The following is a 21,006-nucleotide window of genomic DNA, read 5'->3' on the forward strand; positions in this document are numbered from 1 at the left end:
CACTTTCGAATACGTCGTGTCCAAGCCGACACCGTGCGCCGTCGGCTTCTCGTCCGCCGTGATCGGCCAGGTGAATCGCTTCTCCGATTGCCTGGCGGTATCGATCATCTTCGAGCCCGGCGATCTCCCCCTCGGGACCGCGGCAGTGAAGATCATCCGGCGAATGGCCGCCCGCACCGGCGCCACGTCCATCGTCCTGGACGCGCATCTCCGGCCGCCGACATCAAGCGAACGCGCCTGCCGGAGCGTAGATCTGCTGACAGAGCTCGCCGATGCCCTCGATCTGCTGGCGGAGCTGGCCGACCGCCTGACACAAAGCGGCGAGCATGTCCAACTGGTCCCGTTCGGCTGGCACACCACGTTGCGGGCCGATGTACTCGAGGGCAACCCCGGGCAATCCGACGTCCACCTCTATGCCGGCGGTCCTTCGGCAGGCGGAAACGTGGTCGCCAAACTGGATACCCCTGCGGCCCAGCGGTTCCGCCGTATCCCGGCCCTTGCCGACACCCGAACCAGCGCATAACCGCCCGACCGGCGAGCCCCGTCCGGCGATACCGCCGACCGTCGCTGCCGCAATGATCACGGAGACGGCCGGTGGTGTCCGAACCACCGGCCGTCTTCGGGTCAGGCCGTCGCCCTGGGGGAGGAGTCGACGAACCAGTTCCCTGGGAGCGGCTGGGTGGTCGCGATCGCGGACGACCAGCCGCCAGAATCGAAACTGCTTGATGAGGGGTTAAGCAACTACGATTCTTTGTACCGCCATGTAACGGCACATCAAATGGTGGCATAGTTTTCGCTGTCCGACAGGCAGACGTTCCCATCGGCGGGAAGTTCGGCAGCTCGGGGCATGTGCGTCCGATTCCTGTTGGCCTGGTGTCCCCGAACGAGGATTCAAGAACACCTGCTGTGGCTCGTCGATCGACCAACCAGCGCGGTCCGGTTGAGCACGGCCCACTCCTTATTCGACCAGGCGTCGGATCCGTCGATGGCGTCCCAGCCGCGCAGGGCACCGCATTGACCGATGTCGGCCAACGCCGACCCATCTTGTCGTACAGTTGCCTGAACTCGACCGACTCGGGACCTCTTGCGCCACATTGGTGCGAAGACCACCGGTGACGTTAGTCATCCATCCTGCCCCCGCCTGTATGAGGTTGTCTGCGGCGCCGACCAACTCCTCGCCCGCACTCGCCAATGCTTTCGCGATGGCGGCCCCATCACCAGGAACACTCACCTACACACCGCCGGGTTCGCGGTCAGCAATTCTGCTGGATGGTCAGCTTTCGCAAAAGCCTTGACCGGCCGGTGAATTCGAAGGTCAGCGTGGTGTCATCACGCTGCTCCAAGAAAGAGACGGTGCCCTCCGGGCGGATGCGCGGATCGATCCTGATGAGATCGCGCGCGAAGGTGAAATCCTTCTCCAGATCGGACTGGTAGAGGCGCGCCCCGGCACGGGGGGTCAGGATCAGCGCCGGCGACGGCCCTCGATGCTCGGTCAGTGGAAGACGAAGCGAGACAATGGAAAACGGGCCGTCGGCTGGGCAGCCCTGTAGTTCGCGGACCTCGGGCGTTGCGCACTCGACGTCGAGGAGTTCGACCGCGCATGCTGCGGCGACGGACTCGGGGGTGAGTTGCCCGGCGGTCGCCGAGATCGCGGAAGTTATGGCGTGCACGCGATTGATGTGCAGAGGGATGGCCATGTCTCTGCCCTTTCACAGCCGGGGAGAAAGGGCGGTGGCCCGTACTGGGCTATGCCCACGGAAGCCGTTCAACCATGGCATTCGGTGCCGAACAGGCAGTTCCGGATATCCCCATCAGTGGGAAGTTCGCTGTCCGCCTCGTGTCTACCCTTCGTGCAGACGGGATCGGCGGAAGGGAAGACCGAGTTGTCAGCGGCCGAGGACGCGTTCTATACGGGAGTTCAGAATCTCGGATTGGTTGCCGGGGGCGTGCGCAATGAGCAGCACGCGCTGGCGGCCTTCCGGGCGGCGACCGGTCTCGATCCGGATATGTGCGATGCCTGGCTCGGGCGGGCCATGGCGGGCGAGATCTCCGAAGAGGTCATCTATGGGGCCTACCGATCGGTGCACAATCTCTATCGGGATCAGCAGTGGGCGGGTCTGCCCGACCGGGCGCTGTGGTGTCAGGTCGAGATCGGCATGTATGGGCTGCGGGTGGCCATGGCCGACCGCGATCAGATAGCCCTCGCGCAGGTCTGCCAATACGCCGAAGGGGCGGAATGGCAAGAGGCCGAGGCGATCCTGGATCAGGTGCCGCGCGACGACGTCGCCGACTTCATCCGGCTGTCGCTGTACTTCCGTACCCGGCGCTGGCCCGATGTGATCGAATTCCGCATTACCAAACCGGCTATCGAGGACGGGCTGCTCGATATCGCCGCCGAACTCATGACCGCACAGGCTCTGGCGCATATGGGCCGGTTCGGTGAGGCTCTGCCCCGGGCGCAACGCATTGTCGAGGACAGCGCCTCGGGCAATCTCTCCTACCTCTGGGCGGACGCGCACTTCCTCCTGGGAATGGTCTTGCGCCACAACGGCGATCATGAAGCCGCTGATCGAATCCTCAAGGGGCTGCAGGGTTCCGCGCTGTGGCCGCAGCACCAGGATTGGCAGCGGGCCGTCGCAGACAAGACCTACCGCTTCGAAATCTCGACCAGCGACGTCATCGCGACCCGCACCAACCGCTGGGATCCCCGAACCGGCGACGACCCGACCGAAAGAGCGCGCTCGGCTGCGCGCTCCGAACGCGAATCCCTGCTCACCGAAGCCTCCGATCTCCTGCAGGCACAGATCGGCATGGACTCGGTGAAAGAGCAGGTGAATCGGCTGAAATCCGGTGTGCTGATGGACCAGGTGCGCGCCGATCGTGGCCTCGCCGTGGACTCCAGGTCCCATCATCTGATCTTCTCCGGCCCACCCGGCACCGGCAAGACCACCATCGCCCGGGTCATCGCCAAAATCTTCGCCGGGCTGGGCGTCGTCGAGAACTCCGACGTCGTGGAGGTCTCCCGCAATGACATGGTCGGCACCCACCTGGGCCACACCGCCCCCAAGACCAACGCGCTGATCGATTCGGCGCTGGGCGGAGTGCTGTTCATCGACGAGGCCTACACCCTTGTCCAAGAGGGCCTTTCGGGCGGCGACGCTTTCGGCAAGGAGGCAGTCGACACCCTGCTGGCGCGTATGGAGAACGACCGCGACAAGCTGGTGGTGATCATCGCCGGATACGAGGACCAGATCGACCGCTTCCTCGCCTCCAATGACGGGCTGGCTTCCCGCTTCACCAAGCGCGTCCGCTTCGCCAGCTACGATGCCGACGAACTCGTCCGCATCGCCGATCATGTGGCGAACAAAAAAGATTCGATACTCTCCCGCGACGCCCGCCAAGCCCTGCACGACCGCTGCGAGCGACTCTCCACGCAGACTCGCAATGGGCGACGGTTGATCGACCTGGCCGGCAACGGACGATTCGTGCGCAATGCCGTGGAAGCCGCCGAAGCCGAACGCGACTATCGCTTCACCCGCGAGCTCACCGACATCGCCACCATGACCAATGAAGACCTCATGACCATCACCGAGGCCGACATCATCACCGCCCTGGAGGGTTTGGCGCCGGCCGCCGCAGGCTGACGGCGCGAGGGAAGGAACACACAACGGTGGCGCGCTTCCGCGTGGTGACCAAACACCAGATCTCCGGCTGGCGATTTCTGTTCCGGCGCATCGAACATGCGCTGGTCCGGCGCGACGCCTCGATGATCGACGATCCACAGCGCGGTCGCACGACCGCGCTGTCGGTCGGTATTGCCCTGGCGTGTGTGGTCATCGCGGGATCGGCGGTCATGGCGTTCTTCAAGCCCGCCAAACCGGTGGGCGATGCACACATTGTCGCGGAGCGAGGCTCCGGTGCGCTCTTCGTCCATGTCGGCGGCCGCCTGTACCCGGCCCTCAACCTCACCTCCGCGCGCCTCATTGTCGGCGCACCGGAGAATCCGGTGCAGGTATCCCAGGACGAGCTGGCCAAATACCCGCGCGGCCCACTCGTGGGCATTGCGGGCGCACCCGGCAGCATCGCCGATACCGGCGGCAGGAACTCCGATTGGACTGTGTGCGACAGCATTACGACGAGCGCGGCAGCGCCGGTCGACCAGACCACCGGGCTGCCGACCACCAGCCGGTCCCCGATCCGCACCGTCGTACTCGGAAGCACCCTGACTCTCGGCAGCGAGACCATCGGCCCGCTACCGGACGGTCAGGCTCGGCTGCTTCGCAACGGCGGGATCACCTGGCTGGTGTATGCGAACCAAGACCGCGGAATTGTCCGCGCGGCAATCAATCTCGCTGATTCTGCCGTCGTACTGGCGCTCGGAATCGACGCGACCACACCGGTGATGCCCGTCTCGCAGGGATTGCTGGACTCCCTCCCGGAAGCGCCGCCGCTGCGCGTTCCGGACGTGCCTGGCGCGGGGCAGACCACGACGCTCAGTTCGGGACTGACCGTCCCGGTCGGCTCGGTACTCACGATATCGACCGTCGACCACGGTGCGGGGTACTACCTGGTCTCCGAATCGGGCGTCGTGCAGATCAGTGCCGTCCTGGCGGCAATGATCCGCAATGCCGATTCACACGGTGCGATGACCACCACCGCCGTCGGCCCCGATGTCATCGCCACCAATCTGCGTCCCGGCGGCTGGCCCGGCACAACCAGTTACCCCCCGACCGCAGTACACATCGTGGATCCCGAACGGTACGGCGTCACCTGCTACCACTGGTCCCGCAACCCCGCCGATCCGAACGCGGTCACCCAGCTCCTGGTGGGCAGGCAACTTCCACTCGCTACCGAAGAGCTCACCCGCACAGTCCCTTTGGTCACCGCGTTCGGCTCACACGGCGCTACCGCGGACGCGGCCTATCTCCCTCGTGACACCGGGCGCTATGTCCGCGTCACCGGAATGGACCCGGCCTCACCGCTGCGCGAGGCGCTGTACTGGATCTCCGACAGTGGGGTGCGATACGGCATCGCCGCCCAGCCGGAGTCCAGCGGCGACACCACTTTGACGGCGCTCGCATTGCGCAACCCGCTCCCTGCCCCCTGGAACATTGTGGCGCTGTTCGCCGTCGGCCCGACCCTGTCGCAGCAGGACGCGCGGATCCAGCACGACGGCATCAGCCCCGACCGCAACGCCGCACCTCTGCCTGGAGGACAACCGTGACCACCACGCGCCGATTCGTCCGTCCCGCCCGCATGGTCCGGGGTCCGAAAGTGCCTGCGGTGGCGGAGATTCGGCTGCAACCACCCACCGAATTGCCGAAACCTGTTCCGCAGTCCCGCATCAAGATGATCATGCCGGTCATCATGATGGCAGGTATGGCCGGAATGATGGTCATGATGTTCCGCGGCGGCGGCGCACTGTCACCGACCTCGATGCTCTTCCCGGTCATGATGCTGGGCTCGCTCGCCGGCACGCTGGGCGGGGCATTCGGTGGCAGTGGCGCCGGGGGAGCCGCACTCAATGAGGAACGCAAGGACTACCTGCGCAGCATCGCCGAACACCGCAAAACCGTGCTCACTTCCGAGGCGGAATTGCACGCCTACCTCCTCTACACCCATCCCGGACCGGACACGATCGGCGGGCTGGTCGGCGGACAGCGCATGTGGGAGATCCAGGTCGCCAGCCAGCAATTCCTGCGGGTGCGCCTCGGCCGCGGCCGGATCGCCAACCAGGTGCGAGTGATCGTGCCGGAGGCGGCCCCGCTGGCCGACCTCGACCCCGTCGGCGTGGTCGAGGTAACCCGGTTCGCCAAGGCCTACTCCACGGTCGGCGGCATGCCGATCGCCATCAATCTGCTCTCCACACCCGAGGTGGAGATCGGCGGCGAAGCAGCGACCGTGGCCGCCCTGGTGCGGTCCATCCTCGCCGAGGCCGTGGTGCTGCACGGCCCGGACCAGGTCGGCATCGCCGCAGTGCTCCCCGACCCGGATGCGCCGGAATGGGCGTGGCTGAAATGGTTGCCGCACACCCAACATCCCGGCGATCAGGACGCGATCGGCTCCAGCCGGATGGTGTATCGCACCGTCGCGGAACTGCGGTCGAAAGTCCTGGCGGGGCTCAATCGGGGACCGTTCTCGGCCAACAGCCAGCCCTCCTCGGAGCGCAAGCACTTCCTGCTGATCGTCGGTGTCGGCGGCGCCGCCAACGAACGGGACATCTCCGGCATCGACGGCTGCACCTGGCTGCGACTCGGCAGTACCGAGCAGCCGCTGCCGCGGGCCCTGCGCTTCACCATCGGCGAGGACCGGACCCTGCACGAAGTCACCCCCCGCGGCCTGCGCCGGGTCGGCGACGCGGACACCATGTCGGTCACCGCCAGCACTTCCCTGGCCAGGAGCCTTGCCCCCTACCGGCTTTCGACCGTTATCGAGGCGGTCACGGCCGAACAGGCCGTAGGCACCTCATGGGAAGAACTGGTAGGAATCGACGATCCGGGCGACATTCGAATCAACCAACATTGGACGACCCGGCGCGACAACGACCGTATACGGCTGAACATCCCATTCGGATACGACCCCGCTGGTGGCCTGGTCTACCTCGACATCAAGGAATCCGCCGAGGAGGGAATGGGCCCGCACGGAATGTGCATCGGCGCCACCGGCTCAGGCAAATCAGAATTCCTCCGCACCCTCGTTCTTTCGGCAGTAGCGACCCACTCACCCGACGCGCTGAACCTACTTCTGGTCGACTTCAAGGGTGGCGCGACATTCCTCGGCTTCGACCGGTTGTCCCACGTGACCGCCGTCGTGACCAATATGGAGGAAGAGGCCGATCTCGTCACCCGCATGGAGGACGTGATCAGCGGCGAAATGGCACGGCGGCAACGCATTCTGCGCGATGCGGGCAATTTCGCCAGCGTCGCCGACTATGAGCGCGCCCGCGAACAGGGCGCCCAGATCGACCCGATGCCCACCCTGCTGATCGTCCTCGACGAGTTCGCTGAACTGCTGGAACAACACCCGAGCTTCTCGAAACTCTTCGTCGCCATCGGCCGGCTCGGGCGCTCCCTGCGCATCCACCTGCTGCTCGCCTCACAGAAGGTGCCCTCCAGCCGGATCGGAGAGCTCGAAGCGCACCTGTCCTATCGAATTGCCTTGCGTACCAACCAGACCAGCGACTCCCGCGACGCCATCGGCACCGCCGATGCCTACCATTTGCCCAAGAAGCCCGGGGCCGGATACCTGCGGGTAGGCGCGGGCGATCTGCAACGATTCCAGGCCGCCTATGTCGGCGCCCCCTATGTGCCCGCGCTGCAGGCCGCCGCCCCCGGTGCGCAGCGAGCACGCCGCATGGGCGGGGGATATCGAGCCCCCCAATGCTTCACCGCCGCACCGATTATCGAAATGCAGACTGTCACTGCGGAACCTCAACTGCTCCTCGCGCCGGACGCCCCGGGTATCGAACCGGTGACCGTCATGGAGACCGTCCTGCAGGAGCTCGCCGGGCAGGGCCGGGCCGCGCACCGTATGTGGCTGCCGCCCTTGATCGCGCCGCCGACCCTGGACCGGCTCGTGAAGTCGGTACCGGCGGGCAGTCTGCAACTGCCATGGGCCATTGTCGACAAGCCACGCCAGCAACGCCAGGACATCTGGTCGGTGGACCTGTCCGGCGCCGGCGGGCACGTCGCGGTGGTCGGTGGCCCCCAGTCGGGTAAATCGACTGCACTACAGACCTTGATCCTGTCCGCGGCCCTCACCCACACCCCCGAGCAGGTGCAGTTCTACTGCCTGGACTTCTCCGGCGGACTGTCCGCACTACGCGCACTGCCGCATATCGGCTCGATCGCCGCGGTCCGCGACGGCGACCGGGTGCGCCGCACCTTCGCACTGCTGAACAACCTCCTCGCGCGCCGCCAAGCCTTGTTCGCGAACCTGGGCATCGACTCCATGCGCGAGTTCCGCCGACGCCGCACCTCCCCTCGGGAAGCGGCTCAGCTCACCGCGCACGGCGACGAACACGGCGATGTCTTCCTCGTCATCGATGGCTGGGACATCGGATTCAGCCCCAGTGGGCCATTTTTCGACGATTACCTCCCTTCGGTGGAATCCATTGCACTGCAAGGTATCAACTACGGAATTCACCTGGTGATCAGTAGCTCCCGGTGGGCCGCCGTCCGGCCCGCGATCAAGGATCTGATCCAGACCCGGTTGGAGATGCGCCTGGGCGACCTGACCGACACCGTATTCACCGCGCACCGTCACACCGTGGCCGCCATCCCGGCGAACCGCCCAGGCCGCTGCATATCCACCGACGCCCTGCACATGCTCACCGCACTACCGCGCATCGACGGAGTCACCGACACGGAATCCCTTGCCACGGGCCTGAATACGGCCATCGAAACACTCATCCGCACCTACCCGGGCCGCCGCGCACCCGAGGTGAAACTGCTGCCCGCACGCCTCAGCATCGATGACATCAGCGTGCCCCTGCCCCCGGCCGCCACGCTCGCCCAGCGGCTCGTGCTGCCCTTCGGCCTGCGCGAATCAGATCTCAGCCCGGCCGCAGTCGACTTCGCCGTCTCGACCCACCTGGTGGTGCTCGGATCCTCCGGATGCGGCAAATCGACGGTGCTCGCGGCGTTCCTGGAATCGATCCGCCGCCAGTTCACCCCCGAACAGGCGCGCGTGCTACTGATCGACTATCGCAGACAGCATATGGACGCGCTGCCGGAAAAAATGCTGCTCGGATACTTGACCAGCGAACGCGATCTCACCGACGGGCTGAAACCGTTCGCGGCGAAGATGCGTGATCGCCGCGCACCGGACGGGGTGACCTCACAGCAGCTCAAGGACCGTTCCTGGTGGGCAGGTCCGGAGATCTTCGTCGTGGTGGACGACTATCACATGGTCTCCCAGCGCGGACAGCTCAATCCGCTCGATCCGATCAAGGACCTCATTGTCGACGGCCGCGATACCGGCCTGCATGTGATCGCCGCGCGCAATATCGCCCAAGCCGATTCAGCCATGTACGACAACGTGCTCGGGCAGATCAAGAACCTGAATTCCTCAGGGTTCGTCATGGACGGATCGAAATTGGACGGCATGCTCATTGGCGATGTGAAGGCAACCAAACAACCGGTCGGCCGAGGCATATTCGTCGAACCGCTCATTGCCCGCCGCGACCTCGTTCAGGCCGCCATGCCGACACAGGCAAAGTAGGCCAAACTTTCTCCTCTGACCAGCGGCGATACCCTAAAACAAGTCATCTTCCCAACATTGGGAATGCAATAGCGTTTGCTGTACCGCTTCCACTCGAACTGGTAACCAGTCGTTAGGAGATGATCATGGCTCTCGAAATCCTCCCCGAGGATCTCCCGGTCATCAGCGCGCAACTGAGCGCGAATCACGCCAGTCTGACTTCAGTCATTGCCGCGGCAGCAGCGGCGGCCTTGCCGGGATCCGCCGGCTGTGACGCCGTGTCTACCAGCATAATCGGGCCTGCATTCCATGCCTATCAGCCTCAGTTCTTCGGCGTCACCGCGACCGGGCTGGCTCACATGCAGACGAGGGCGGAGTTGCTCGGTCCGGTGAGCCTCATGTATGCGGCGAGCGATCAAACCGGGGGCGCCGAAGTCACGGCACAGGTCGCCGGGCTGGCAACCTAACCGCATCGCCCGGTCGAGAGACAACATGCTTTCCCCCGCCTTTTCCCCTGCATTCGACTTTATGGCGCTTCCCCCGGAGTGGAATGCCGGACTACTGTTCGCAGGTCTCGGCCCGGGTCCCCTCATGGCTACTGCTGCCGCGTACCAGTCCATCAGCGTCGCGCTGGCCGCCGCCGCATCCGCGTCCGACGCCTCTATGGGCGCGATGTCCGTTGCATGGAGCAGCCCGGCGGCCGAGCAGGCGCAGCAGGCATTCGGTATCGACACCGCGTGGTTGCGCACGCAGGCCGAAAATGCGGGGCTGGCGTCCTATCTGGCGACGATGGTTGCCGGTGCCATTATCACGGCGTGGGGCGCCATGCCGAAGGTGCCGGAAATCAATGCTGTGAAACTGGCGGAACACGCGCTGGTACTCACCAACAACATGGGGCAGAACACCCCGGCAATCGCGGGCCTCGAGAGCGTGTACTTAGCCATGTGGGTAGCCGCTGCGATGACGATGGCCAGTTACGCGGCGGATGCCGGGGCTTTTGTGTCACTGCTGCCACCCCCTGCCACCCCTCCTCCAATCGCCGGTGGAAACCCCGTAGGTGCGATACCCGCAGACTTGCTGCCCTCGGCTCTCGGAGGTGCACCGGCCGGAATCGACTTAGCCGGAAGCAGTTTCAGCTCGCTGCCAGGTGGTGGGACGGGTGCCGGGGTTGGCGCCGGGCCCGTCCTCGGTGGATCGGCTCCGCGCCAGGTGGGTGCCGGAGGCGGCGAGACTCAGGCAGGCGGAGGACCGGCCAACGGCAGCCCTGGCCAGCAGGGCGGTGGGAGTGGGCAATCTACCCCGCCTGGGGCAGATGCTTCACAGCCGGTTTCCGTTGTGCAACAGGCACTTCCACCTGCCGAGGCCCCGAGTAACCCCGGAGCCGATGCTGCCGGCGGAGACGGGACAATGCTTGATCCGGCCAGCGGCTTCCACGGCTCATCACCGAATTCGACCACATTGGCCGGACTGAATGGAGGCGTGGGCAGTGTGGTCCCGCTCGGCATGACCACCGGCGGAGCTGCCGCAATGTCGGGCACTGCCACCGGGTTTCGCATGCCGACCACCTGGACATCGGGAGCCACTCGGGCCTTCGGATCCACAGCGAGCAACGCCACCTCCGAGCCGATAGCGCAGCGGACCGCGCCCAGAGGTGCCAGCGCACCCGAGGAGCGGCTGCGACGGCGACGCGACCCGGAAGAACACAGCTCCACCAAGGCGTTCTCACCCGGCGAACCGCAGGAAGCGCCGACGCTCGAACAGTCGCCAGCAATCGGCGTCATCGGATACAGCGACACCGACGCCGAGCAGGAATCAGCTACGGAGCAGCTACTGCATTAGGGGTTCCGACCCGCCGAAGATTCGAATCCAACCTCCGAATTATTCATCCCGAAACGTCCCCAACAAATTTCTGGGGCGCACTCAATGCCAAATCACGAAAGGAAGTTCGAAATGGCTATCTATACCGGTGAGCCCGACAAACTGCATCAGGTCGGAGATAGCACCCTGGGCTGCTACGACGAGTTAAAGGCATATCTGACATCGATGACCCAAGTTCAGCGGGGCCTTGCAACTGCTGTAGTCAGTCCTGGTGCCGGAAATGCCATACAGAATGTCGTCGGAGATGCGGTACAAAAAGGTTATTCTCTGGCAGCTACCCTGTATGAAATCGTACACCAGCTGAAGGTAACGGGTGTGCATGTCGAAAATTCCGATCTCGATTCCGCTTCCCAGCTCAATGCCAAGGTCGGCGCGGGGACTTCCAAGGTTGACACCAATTGGGCATGATCCGTTCGCAGTCGACACCAACTCATACGAAAGGCTGATATTCCATGAAATACAACTTCGACGAGGTTGACCAGCACACCGGCAGTCTCCTGCAAATCATCCAAGGAATGGAAGATAACTACAACCGCATCGTCAGCCTGAAGACAGACCTCCTGAACAGCTTCCAAGGTGCGGGCGCGCAAGGTTACACCGAAATCATGGCCGTACTCGACGGCAAAATGAATCCCTACCACGACAGTCTGACCGCCTCCCGCACTGCGATCGTTAACGCGGCCGCTCTTATGAATACGACTGACCACGCCGCTGGCGTCAACTTCCACCACATCGCCTAGTGGTAATGCAGCCCCGGCTCGGCCGGTTGCCACCCCTCTCGGTGCGGCTCGGGCTGCATTCCACAACCGGACATCGGTGAAGAAGTGAACAACGATCCCGTCGCGATCGATCTGAATGTCGATGCCGCCCTGTTGTTGAAAGACCTGGTCGGCATCGACTCATATCCATCGGTACTTGCTGTGCTGCCGAATATCTACCGCATCGATGATCGCGACCGGGTACGCGCCGTCGTCGCCGCCGAACTCCGCGAGATCGGCGTCCTCAGCGACGACGGCGTACATCCGGTGGTCGAGCAGTGGCTGCATTGTCTGTACCGGCCGGACGTCGAACTGGCGGCCCGCATCGTGGATACCGCACTGCCCGAAGAACAGCGCAGGATGCTGCGATTGTCCCTGGTCCGCCGTGGCGGGAGCCATGTGCTCGCTGTGCGCTGTGACGACCATGTCGTCATCCAATCGGTATTCACCGAAGGCGAGCGACTCGATGCTGTGGCGGCAGCATTGATCGCTGCTCTGGGACCGGTACCCGCGCTCGGTTTCAGGCCGCTGACCGCCACCGGCGACCAATTCGCCGAAGTCCCTTCCGATCCGGCGGAACGACGCCAGGCCTTGCTCGAGCTGGGCGCGGGATCGCACACCGCGACGGTGCTCACCCGCGCGATGGACGAGATCGTGCGGCGCGCCGAAGTGCTGATGATCGAACACCACGACGGCGCGGATGCCGCGCTGGAGCTGTGCCTGAGCGTGTTGGACACCGAGTCCGGCCGGATCGCGGTCATCCCTCAGCGCGCCATGAACGGAGAGGTGCACTCCACGTATCTGCCCGGCGACGAGGCGACCCTGCACGCGGGCATCCGGGCGCTGGTTGAACTGCTACCCGGCCGCAGCTGGTTCCAGACCAGACGAATGTGATTGTCCCTCTGGGATTTTCGAGAGGATGAGGGAATTGAACCGAGCACCCAGCAGTAATGGTGAGGCCGCAGGTTCGGTGCGGACTCCGGGCGGCTACGACGCCTACTTCGCCGAGTCGGACGACAGCGAGGCCTCCAGCAGAATCTGGCGCGAAACCGTCACCGGCCGCGGTACCCGTCATCAGCAACCCACCGCTGATATTCCGACGGCCCGACCGCACGGCGACGTCGCGCAGGCGGCTGTCCCGGAGCAGATGCCTGGGTCCGCGCTGCCAGGCGCACCGGCTGCGAACTCGGGATTCCCTAGTCCCTCCCACACCTCTCCTGTGAACGCGGGCTTCGACCAGTACGCGATGTCAGGTGCTTCGACCCTGCCTCCGGCCGCTGCGCCCGCGCCACCGCCCACCGCCGCGCCTCCCGCCGTCCGGTGGCCGGATCAGGCGATCCCGATGGCCGCGCCTCCGGCATCCGAGCGGAGGGGCGGCCAGGAATCGGACCGGGTCGAGGTCTTTCCTATCGCGCTGACTTCCGCTGAACTGCTGGCCGATATCGCCGCGAGCAGGCAGGCTCATCTCCGGTCCACCGCCGGTATGCGCGGTGCGCTGAACAAGGTCGGCTTCAATATCGGTTTGTCGCCCGCCGAGCAGGCGACCGAAAACCGTCACGGCCGCATCCGACGCCAGCTGACCGCGACGTATCAGATCGCTGTGCTGAATGTGAAGGGCGGAGCGGGCCGGACAACCACGGTGGCGACCCTCGGCTCGACCTTCGCCGCGCTGCGCCCGGACCGGGTCGTGGCCATCGACGCGAACCCCGATTTCGGCGACCTGTCCAGCCGTACCAACCGGCATCCCTACGGTCTGACGCTGCGCGACCTTGCGCAGGAACCACAGCTGGACGCCTTCTCCGCGGTGCAGTCCTTCGCCGCCATCACCTCCGCCAACCTGGCCGTGGTCGCCTCGCCCTGGTCGACGGCCGCCGTCGCCGCGCTGTCCGGCCCGGAATACCTCTCCGCCGTCACCATCCTGCGCCGTCACTACAACCTGCTCGTGGTCGACTGCGGCACAGGCGTTTTCGATTCAGCGACCACCGCCGTCCTGGAATCCAGCGATGCGGTCGTGGTGGTCACCCCGGCGACGGTCCGCGGCGTCACCGGGGCCGTCGCCACCCTCGAATGGCTCAATTCCCACGGCCAGTACCGGCTCGCCGCGAAATCGACGATCGCGATCGTCCACCAGCACCCGGCCAAACCGGTCGTCGAGACCGCCCGGATCGAAGAGCTGTTCGCCACCGCGCAGCGCCCGACCTTCGTCATCCCCTACGACCAACACCTCACCGAAGGCGGTGAGATCGACCTGCGCCTACTCGACAGCGACACCGCGCTCGCGTTCGAGGAGCTCGCGGCCACCCTCGCCGACGGATTCCCGGCCACCCTCACCACCGGGTACACCCACCACACCCGAGGAGGATGGCAGTGAGCGCCCCGACACTGGCCTCGCCCACCACCCCCGCGGAAGTCGCGCGGGCACGCGTGGCGATCATGGTCGCCACTTACCAGGTCGACGTGGTGCTTCCGACGAAATTCAGTATCGAGACCTACATCAACGACCTGCTCGCCGTGCTGGCGGAAGCGATCGATGATGACACGGTCGACTTCCGGGCGGAGTCCGGGCACTGGACCCTCGCGCGACCCGGCCATACGCCTATCCCGAGCTGGAGCACCCTCGCGGACCAGAACATCGCCGACGGCGCGCTGCTGGTGCTCTCGACCACCGAATCCGCCGAGGCGTTCAGTCCGCTGGTAGAGGACATCACCGATGCGCTGGCCCGTATAAACGAGCGCGAGTTCGCCGAATTCGACTCGGATACAGCCGAATTAGCGGGAGTGTGCGCATTCGGCGTGGGGTCGATCGTCGTCGCCGTGCTGCTGTCGTGGTCGTGGACGAAGACCGGTTCGCTGCTCTGGTGCGCGCTTCCCGCGCTCATTCTGGGCATCGCGTGTGCCGTCGCGGCGATGGCGGTACGCCGCCGCGACACCCCGGGCTCCCTCGGGCTCGGATTGACCGCGTCCGCCCTACCGCTCCTCTTCGCGGGCGCAGCCATGGTCGTGCCGACGCAGTACGGGCACCCGGGACCTTTCACCGCGGCCAATCTCGCCGCCGGGTCCGCCGTGGTCGCGGTCTTCGCCGCGCTGCGACTGCGTTCGGCCACGACCGGTACGGCATTCCTCCTCGAGACAGCCGTGCTGGGGCTGCTGATAGGGCTCGCCGCCAGCGTCATCACCTACTTCGACATATCGGTGCACCAGACCACCGCCGGCGCGGTCCTCGCCGGATTGCTGTTGCTGACCGCGGCACCCCGCCTGGCGGTGCTCGTGGCCCGCATCCGGCCGTCGGATCTGCCCGATCCGGGCCGCGAAGTCTCGGCGAGCACGCTCACCGATATCTTCGATTCCGAGTCGGCTCCCTCGGACGAAATGGACATGGCCGCAGAATTATTCGCTGATCCGCGCCAGGATCGGGCTGCAGGTACCATCGAAAGCCGAGCAAGGCTGGCCGTGACCGGTCTGCGCGGGTTGATCGTGGCAGCCTCGGCCATGCTCGCCGGGGCGACCGTGCTCTCGGTCGCCTCGAGCCCGGGCGGGATACGCGAGATCGTCATGGCCATCGCGGTCGCCGGGATACTCGTCATGCGAGCGCGCTGGTACCCCGACCGAGTGCAGGCGATCGCGCTGATCGCTGCCGCCGGTGTGACCGCGATCGGTGTCGGATTCGTAACCGTCGGCGCCTACGCATCGGCGCCGGCCCGACTGGTGGTCGCCCTCGTGATCACCGCCGCGGCCATCGCCGGATGCGCTGCGGGTATACGCCTGCCGACCGTGCGACTCTCACCGGTCGTACGGCGGATCATCGACCTGATCGAGTACCTGTTCATCCTCATCGTCCCGGTGAGCGCCTGCTGGATCATGGGCATTTACACTGCGATGCGAGCAATCTGATGCGCCGCAATGGTATTGGCGCTCTGCTCGCGGCGGGACTGGCGCTGGCAGGGGTGGCCGCGCCCGCCGGGGCAGTACAGCCGCCGGAGATAGTGACCGGGACACAGCCCGCCGACGACCCGCCACGCCCGGAGTTGCCGACCAAACAGGACAAAGGTTGTCTAGCCGCAGGCGCACTACCCAATAGCGATCTCACACAGGCTCCGCCACCAGAACGGGCATTGGATCTGCGGCATACACGAGCCCTGAGCGAGGGAACGGGCGTCACGGTGGCGATCATCGACACCGGCGTCAGCCCGAACCCGCGGCTGCCCAACCTGATCGGGGGAGGGGACTACGTCGAGACCGGCGGCGACGGACTCTCCGATTGCGATGCACACGGCACATTGATCGCCGGGATCGTCGGGGCCGCACCGGATCCCGCCGACGGCTTCAGGGGAGTGGCCCCCGCCGCCCGGATCATCTCCCTCCGCTACCGTTCCGGAGCCTTCAGCCCCAAGGACGCCGTGAATTACGATCCGGCACAACAGATCACCGTCGAAATCCACACCTTGGCACGGGCAATCACACGAGCAGCCAACCTCGGAGCGCAGGTAATCACCGTGGCTCTGCCGATCTGTGTCCCCGCCGAACTCGGGGTCGACCAATCGGCGCTCTCCTCCGCGATCGGCTACGCGGTACACACGAAGGGGGCCCTGGTCGTGGCAGGCGCCGGCGACACCGGCGGCGAGAACTGCGAACAGAACCCCGACATCGATCCGGCCCGCCCCACCGATCCCCGGAACTGGGACAGCGTCAAGACCATCTCGACCCCCGGCTGGTTCCAACCCGATGTCCTCACCGTCGGCTGCACCGCCTCGACCGGCGAACCGATGCCTGATTCCCTGACCGGACCCTGGATATCGGTCGCGGCACCGGGAACCGGGATCGAATCGCTCGGACCGGGCGGCGGCGGACTGATCAACGGCGTCGGGCCACCCGACAAACTCGGCGCGGTCGGCGGAGCCTCGTTCGCCACCGGCTACGTCAGCGGGGTGGCGGCACTGCTGCGATCACGATTCCCGAACGAAACCCCCGCCGAAATCACCGCACGACTACAGGCCAGCGCCCACGCACCGGCCCGGGGAATCGACAACACCCTCGGCGCCGGATTGATCGATCCGTCAGCGGCTTTGAGCTATCGCACCCCGCCACAGTCACCTGCCGGGCTTTATCGCGGAACCAGGCTGGTCATGCCCGCTCCGTCGCGACCGAAGGACCTGCGCCCCGGATTCACCCTCGCGGGCGTAGTCGCCTTCGCCGTATTGCTCGGATTCGGTATGGGACTGGCGCACACCATATTTCGGAGGCAGGGGTGAGCAGCGCCCGGATCGGGATCGGCGGGATCAGCCGAACGTCGTTCGCCGTCCTGGTCATCGGCGGCGGACCGGTATTGGCCTGGCTCTCGGCGAGCACGCCGTGGTGGACGGCCGGGCTGGTCGTATCAGCACTGCTGACCGTCGCGATTGTGCGTGTGCGGGAGCGGACGGCAGCGCAATGGCTAGTGGACCGAGGGCGATTCCGGTTCGGTCTGACCACACGGGCTCGCCGCCGAAGCATCGAGGCAGAGGTGATCGACGTGGACGTCGCCGCCGGTCTCTGCGGCATCGTTTCCGGGGATTCGATACTGATCGCAATGATCGAACTCGCTCCCAACCTCGACCTGCCCACGATCATCACCGAGCAGACCATCTACACCGAAGACACCCTGCCGATCGACCTCCTGCTGCCTATGCTCGAGCAGTACGGAATCACCCTGGACATCGACATCGTGGCCACCGGTCGCCGAGCGCGCCAGCACGGCGGTTACAGCATGGTGTACGACCAGCTGATCGGCTCACATCCGGTAGTCGGTGAACGACTCACCCGGCTGGTAGTACGCCTGGATCTGGAACGCAATCTCGTGGCCCTGACTCGGCGCGGACCCTGCGCCGTATCGGGTCCACGCGCCCTGGCCGTTGCGGCCCAACGGATTTCCGAGCACCTGCGCGAACGAGGGATCGCCGCCCAGGTGCTGCCCGCCAGCGCGGTCCGCGAAGCCACCGAATCACTGCACGAAGGTGTCCGACTGCCGGAGCTGCGGGAAACCTGGAATCACCTCGACCTGCCCACCTCCGGACGCCGGGTCAGTTGTTTCGCCATCGACTGGTCCGGGCTCGCCGAGGCCGGCCTCGACGACTGCTGGCGCTGGAACCAGGGCTGGACCACGCTCGTGATCGGGCTCTCCACCACATCGAGCGGCGCGCGCGGGCTGGTGCGCTTCATCGGACCGGAGCCCGACAACGCCCTACCGGCCTATTTGCTACCGCTGCATGGACTGCAATCGAGCGCCCTGCAGGCGACCCTGCCGGGCTCGATGTCGGTGCACCACTTGCCGTCCGAGGACAGCCGCGTTTTCGCCTCCGCGGAGATACTGGCCGGGCTCGACATACCGATCGGACCCAACGGTCAGATCGTGGGCACCATCAGCGGTCAGCCACACCACACCTTGGCCTTGCCGCTCTTCGATCCGGCTCACTTTCAGCCGCGCCGCCGCGCCGTCGACATCCGGGCGATGCTCCCGGTCGCCCAGCAATTCGTGCTGCGCACGATGGTCGTGGGAGCGAGCATCGAAATCCACTCCGCACGCCCGGAACGCTGGCTCTCTCTGGTCGCTGCGGTAGGAGACCCGCTCGCCCTGCGGCTGGCCCCCGGCCCCGACGATGATCCGGACGAAACCGCAGGATTCGAGCCCGCCACGGTCGAGGTATTCGACCAGGTCCCGCCCCGGGGCTCCGGTGCGCAGACCACAGTGACCATCGGGGATCCGGGCACCGCCCGCCGCAAACCCACCGACCTGCTGATCGAGCAGATCGCCGAGACAACGGTCGAGATCGGTATTCCCATGCGTACAGTGCGGGTAGATCTCATCGAACCGCGGGGCGAAACCCGCTACTTCGAACCCGCGGCAGATCCGCTGCTCGCGGGAGCGGAAGCCGCCGCGCTCGCTCCGATGGCCGGCGCATGAGATGCAAAGAAGCGGGGCTGTAATGTCTTTCGGCGTGGTAGCGGAACTGGAGTCGAGCAATGGTGACGGCCGGCAACCCGGTGACGAGGATGAACTCAGCCCACGCCAGGCGGCTGCCGCACTCTTCTCGAGCCGGCTGTCGGACCTGATCTCCGAATCCATGGTGTCGACCGAGGACGGCGGCGCGACCCGGTCATTGACGCTGTATTCCCTTGCACAGCACCTGGAATTGACCTATCCGGACGTGCCGATCTCCCAGTCCGGCCTGTACCGGCTCATCCACGGTGACGCGATTCCCCGGCTGGACCTGATCATCGCGCTGGCCCGAGTATTCGACGTACCCCCCGAATACTTTGTCACCGGTGAGCCGAACCGCTAATTCGCTGTCGCACAGGACTTCTCGTCAGCGGGAATAGCATCGAAACGAAGCGCCTCCCGACGCGGATACGATCCGCACCATGCCCGGCGAGGACTCGGAAGATGTCTTTCTCCACCATCGAGAAATAGTCTTGGAAGCGTTGCTGTCCGATCCGTCACTCGGATGGACCACCGCTCCCGAACCCGAGGAACAACCACTCGGCGTATTCGGCACCGACGAATCGCTGCCGTCGCCGGACCCCGATCCGGCGCCTCGAACCGGAGGCGGAGCGAAAGCCAGCGAACGAATCCTGGCCTTATTGAACGGTCAGACGCCCGGCGACTTCGCCTCGATGGATTTCTCCGCGCCACTGCCGGAGACCAAGTCCGCACCGGAGCCCGACACCGCCGAACGGCCGGCGCCGCCCGCTGCCGCGATAGAATCACGTTTCGCCACTTCACGTTTCGCTGATCCGATGCGCGATCTGCTCATCGTGATCCGTAAACCGAAGGTGGCGTTGGTGATCGGCGGCGTCCTGGTGGTGGTGCTGATCGTGGCCTTGCTCAGCGGCGGCGGAGAACACCCCGCCGACAACCAGACCGTCTTCGCCACCGCCGCGCCGAGCCCCGCTGCGGCAGGCCAGCCCACCACGACCACCGCGGTCTCCGCTTCCGCCATCGAGGTGAAATCCGCCCAGTCGCACTGCCCGCCGGGCGGAACTCCAGGAATGGACGCGTTCGCCGGCGCAGGGAAGGCGTGGTCGTGCACGCGCGCCTACAAGGTCGACGGCCAAGTGCTGACGATCGATCTCGGCCGCTCCTACCAAATTGAATCGATCGGCATTACCCCCGGCTGGGATGCGGTCGGATCCGACGGTGTCGATCAGTGGCCGAAATACCGCACTGCCAGCCGAGTTTCCTATCAGTTCGACGACGCCAATGCGACCACCTACACCCAGAAGACCATGGATCAGCGCGCTCTCGTCGTCACGAAAGTGAATCCGCCGGTCAGTGCCTCCCGAATCGTAGTGACCGTGCTGGCCTCCAAAGGCGACCCGAGCATCAATACGATCGCCCTCTCATCGATTGTGATCACCGGACATTGAGCGCTCTCGCACAGATCTGCGACTACTGCCGGCGCGGAAACCCCGACACCGCCTCGAGTTGTGCGCACTGCGGGGCACCTCTGTCAGACAAGGGATTCGGGCATTCGCTGACCGTCGCCGGTGAGGCCGTCGCGGGGGCTGCGGTGGTGGCCGGCCGGGTCGAAAAGGCGGCCGCCAAGACAGGCGGCGTGGTAGCGGACACGGTGAAGGCGCTGGAAGGCCCGTTCCAGCAGTGGCGCGCCGCGATCGTGGGCATCGTGGCGATCGCCGTGGTCGCGGTGGTGATCCTGCACCTGTGGTCACCCGGTCTGCCACCCATCGGCGGAATCGGTCCGGTCGAAGCACTGCCGGACGGCCTACGTTCGGCCGCGGTATGCCGCCATGGGGGATCGGCCGCGGAGGGCGACCAGTGTGTCATCCCCAGTACCGACTCGTTGTTGGCCGGCGGGATCGGCTCCGGCAGAGATCTGCCCGTGGCGGTGCGAGTCGATTCCGCGAACCGGTTGTCAGAGGACCTGCGGCAGTGGCGATCCGCCGGTCCGGCAGTTGTTGCGGACGGCGCTGTCTTCTTGGCGATCAGTCCGGCATGGGAGGTCTGGTACGCGGATGCCCGCTCCGGTTCGCGGATCGAGACAGGATCCTTCGCCAGTAGCTCCGGCGCCCGAACCTTCCTGCGGCGATCAGGGTTGCTCCGATGAACACCCTCCCCACCAGTGGTCGTAGACGTTCGTCGTAGCCGAACCCTTTTGTTACATTAAATGATGAGCCG

The 21,006-nt window shown here is 65.6% G+C and carries 17 protein-coding genes; 16 read left to right on the forward strand and 1 reads right to left on the reverse strand.

The window, feature by feature from the left end; genetic code table 11:
* Nucleotides 1-16: 16 nt before the first annotated feature.
* Nucleotides 17-523: a hypothetical protein gene (locus OG326_RS41820; RefSeq protein WP_327146946.1), complete on the forward strand. Its 507-nt coding sequence runs from the start codon at nt 17-19 to the stop codon at nt 521-523.
* A 730-nt stretch (nt 524-1,253) separates the two neighbouring features.
* Here the strand turns inward: OG326_RS41820 and OG326_RS41825 are convergent.
* Nucleotides 1,254-1,697, reverse strand: coding sequence for a hypothetical protein (locus tag OG326_RS41825; RefSeq protein WP_327146947.1), 444 nt, complete (start codon nt 1,695-1,697; stop codon nt 1,254-1,256).
* Nucleotides 1,698-1,883: 186 nt separating this feature from the next.
* On the opposite strand from OG326_RS41825, the gene eccA reads away from it, so the two are divergent.
* The 15 genes from eccA to OG326_RS41900 all read left to right on the forward strand — a co-directional run bounded on the left by eccA (nt 1,884) and on the right by OG326_RS41900 (nt 20,935).
* Nucleotides 1,884-3,644, forward strand: a complete 1,761-nt coding sequence (eccA, locus tag OG326_RS41830; RefSeq protein ID WP_327146948.1) for a type VII secretion AAA-ATPase EccA — start codon at nt 1,884-1,886, stop codon at nt 3,642-3,644.
* A gap of 26 nt (nt 3,645-3,670) precedes the next feature.
* Nucleotides 3,671-5,224 carry a type VII secretion protein EccB gene (gene eccB, locus OG326_RS41835; protein WP_327146949.1) on the forward strand — a complete coding sequence of 518 codons (1,554 nt, stop codon included), beginning with the start codon at nt 3,671-3,673 and terminating at the stop codon, nt 5,222-5,224.
* Nucleotides 5,221-9,222: a type VII secretion protein EccCa gene (eccCa, locus tag OG326_RS41840; protein ID WP_327146950.1), complete on the forward strand. Its 4,002-nt coding sequence runs from the start codon at nt 5,221-5,223 to the stop codon at nt 9,220-9,222. The genes eccB and eccCa overlap by 4 nt, the downstream gene beginning before the upstream one ends.
* A gap of 125 nt (nt 9,223-9,347) precedes the next feature.
* Nucleotides 9,348-9,668, forward strand: coding sequence for a hypothetical protein (locus OG326_RS41845; RefSeq protein WP_327146951.1), 321 nt, complete (start codon nt 9,348-9,350; stop codon nt 9,666-9,668).
* Nucleotides 9,669-9,729: 61 nt separating this feature from the next.
* Nucleotides 9,730-11,040: a PPE family protein gene (locus OG326_RS41850; RefSeq protein ID WP_442791106.1), complete on the forward strand. Its 1,311-nt coding sequence runs from the start codon at nt 9,730-9,732 to the stop codon at nt 11,038-11,040.
* A gap of 111 nt (nt 11,041-11,151) precedes the next feature.
* Complete coding sequence (locus OG326_RS41855; RefSeq protein WP_327146953.1) at nt 11,152-11,487, forward strand: hypothetical protein; 336 nt, start codon at nt 11,152-11,154, stop codon at nt 11,485-11,487.
* A gap of 44 nt (nt 11,488-11,531) precedes the next feature.
* Nucleotides 11,532-11,819, forward strand: a complete 288-nt coding sequence (locus OG326_RS41860) for a WXG100 family type VII secretion target (protein WP_327146954.1) — start codon at nt 11,532-11,534, stop codon at nt 11,817-11,819.
* An 84-nt stretch (nt 11,820-11,903) separates the two neighbouring features.
* Nucleotides 11,904-12,731, forward strand: coding sequence for an ESX secretion-associated protein EspG (locus tag OG326_RS41865; protein ID WP_327146955.1), 828 nt, complete (start codon nt 11,904-11,906; stop codon nt 12,729-12,731).
* A gap of 34 nt (nt 12,732-12,765) precedes the next feature.
* On the forward strand, nt 12,766-14,208 hold the full coding sequence (locus OG326_RS41870) for a MinD/ParA family ATP-binding protein (RefSeq protein WP_327146956.1): 1,443 nt from the start codon (nt 12,766-12,768) through the stop codon (nt 14,206-14,208).
* Nucleotides 14,199-15,728 (forward strand): type VII secretion integral membrane protein EccD, encoded by a 1,530-nt coding sequence (gene eccD / locus OG326_RS41875; protein ID WP_327146957.1) that lies wholly within the window; start codon nt 14,199-14,201, stop codon nt 15,726-15,728. The genes OG326_RS41870 and eccD overlap by 10 nt, the downstream gene beginning before the upstream one ends.
* The gene (mycP, locus tag OG326_RS41880) at nt 15,728-17,086 is read left to right on the forward strand and encodes a type VII secretion-associated serine protease mycosin (protein WP_327146958.1); all 1,359 of its coding nucleotides are present in this window, start codon (nt 15,728-15,730) and stop codon (nt 17,084-17,086) included. The genes eccD and mycP overlap by 1 nt, the downstream gene beginning before the upstream one ends.
* Entirely contained in the window at nt 17,083-18,774 is a 1,692-nt protein-coding gene (eccE, locus tag OG326_RS41885; protein WP_327146959.1) for a type VII secretion protein EccE, read from the forward strand. Before mycP ends, eccE begins: the two co-directional genes overlap by 4 nt.
* Nucleotides 18,775-18,808: 34 nt before the next feature.
* Complete coding sequence (locus tag OG326_RS41890) at nt 18,809-19,153, forward strand: helix-turn-helix domain-containing protein (RefSeq protein ID WP_327146960.1); 345 nt, start codon at nt 18,809-18,811, stop codon at nt 19,151-19,153.
* Between the two features lie 130 nt (nt 19,154-19,283).
* Nucleotides 19,284-20,237, forward strand: coding sequence for a discoidin domain-containing protein (locus OG326_RS41895; protein ID WP_327146961.1), 954 nt, complete (start codon nt 19,284-19,286; stop codon nt 20,235-20,237).
* Nucleotides 20,234-20,935, forward strand: a complete 702-nt coding sequence (locus OG326_RS41900) for a hypothetical protein (protein WP_327146962.1) — start codon at nt 20,234-20,236, stop codon at nt 20,933-20,935. Before OG326_RS41895 ends, OG326_RS41900 begins: the two co-directional genes overlap by 4 nt.
* The last annotated feature ends 71 nt before the right edge of the window (nt 20,936-21,006 follow it).

The sequence above is a fragment of the Nocardia sp. NBC_01327 genome (assembly GCF_035958815.1).
Lineage (GTDB): Bacteria > Actinomycetota > Actinomycetes > Mycobacteriales > Mycobacteriaceae > Nocardia.

Excerpts from the sequence above, each read along its gene's own strand:
- OG326_RS41825 (WP_327146947.1), bottom strand. The coding sequence starts at position 1,697 with ATGGCCATCCCTCTGCACATCAATCGCGTGCACGCCATAACTTCCGCG.
- OG326_RS41860 (WP_327146954.1), top strand. The coding sequence starts at position 11,532 with ATGAAATACAACTTCGACGAGGTTGACCAGCACACCGGCAGTCTCCTG.
- OG326_RS41845 (WP_327146951.1), top strand. The coding sequence starts at position 9,348 with ATGGCTCTCGAAATCCTCCCCGAGGATCTCCCGGTCATCAGCGCGCAA.
- eccD (WP_327146957.1), top strand. The coding sequence starts at position 14,199 with ATGGCAGTGAGCGCCCCGACACTGGCCTCGCCCACCACCCCCGCGGAA.
- mycP (WP_327146958.1), top strand. The coding sequence starts at position 15,728 with ATGCGCCGCAATGGTATTGGCGCTCTGCTCGCGGCGGGACTGGCGCTG.
- OG326_RS41850 (WP_442791106.1), top strand. The coding sequence starts at position 9,730 with ATGGCGCTTCCCCCGGAGTGGAATGCCGGACTACTGTTCGCAGGTCTC.
- OG326_RS41855 (WP_327146953.1), top strand. The coding sequence starts at position 11,152 with ATGGCTATCTATACCGGTGAGCCCGACAAACTGCATCAGGTCGGAGAT.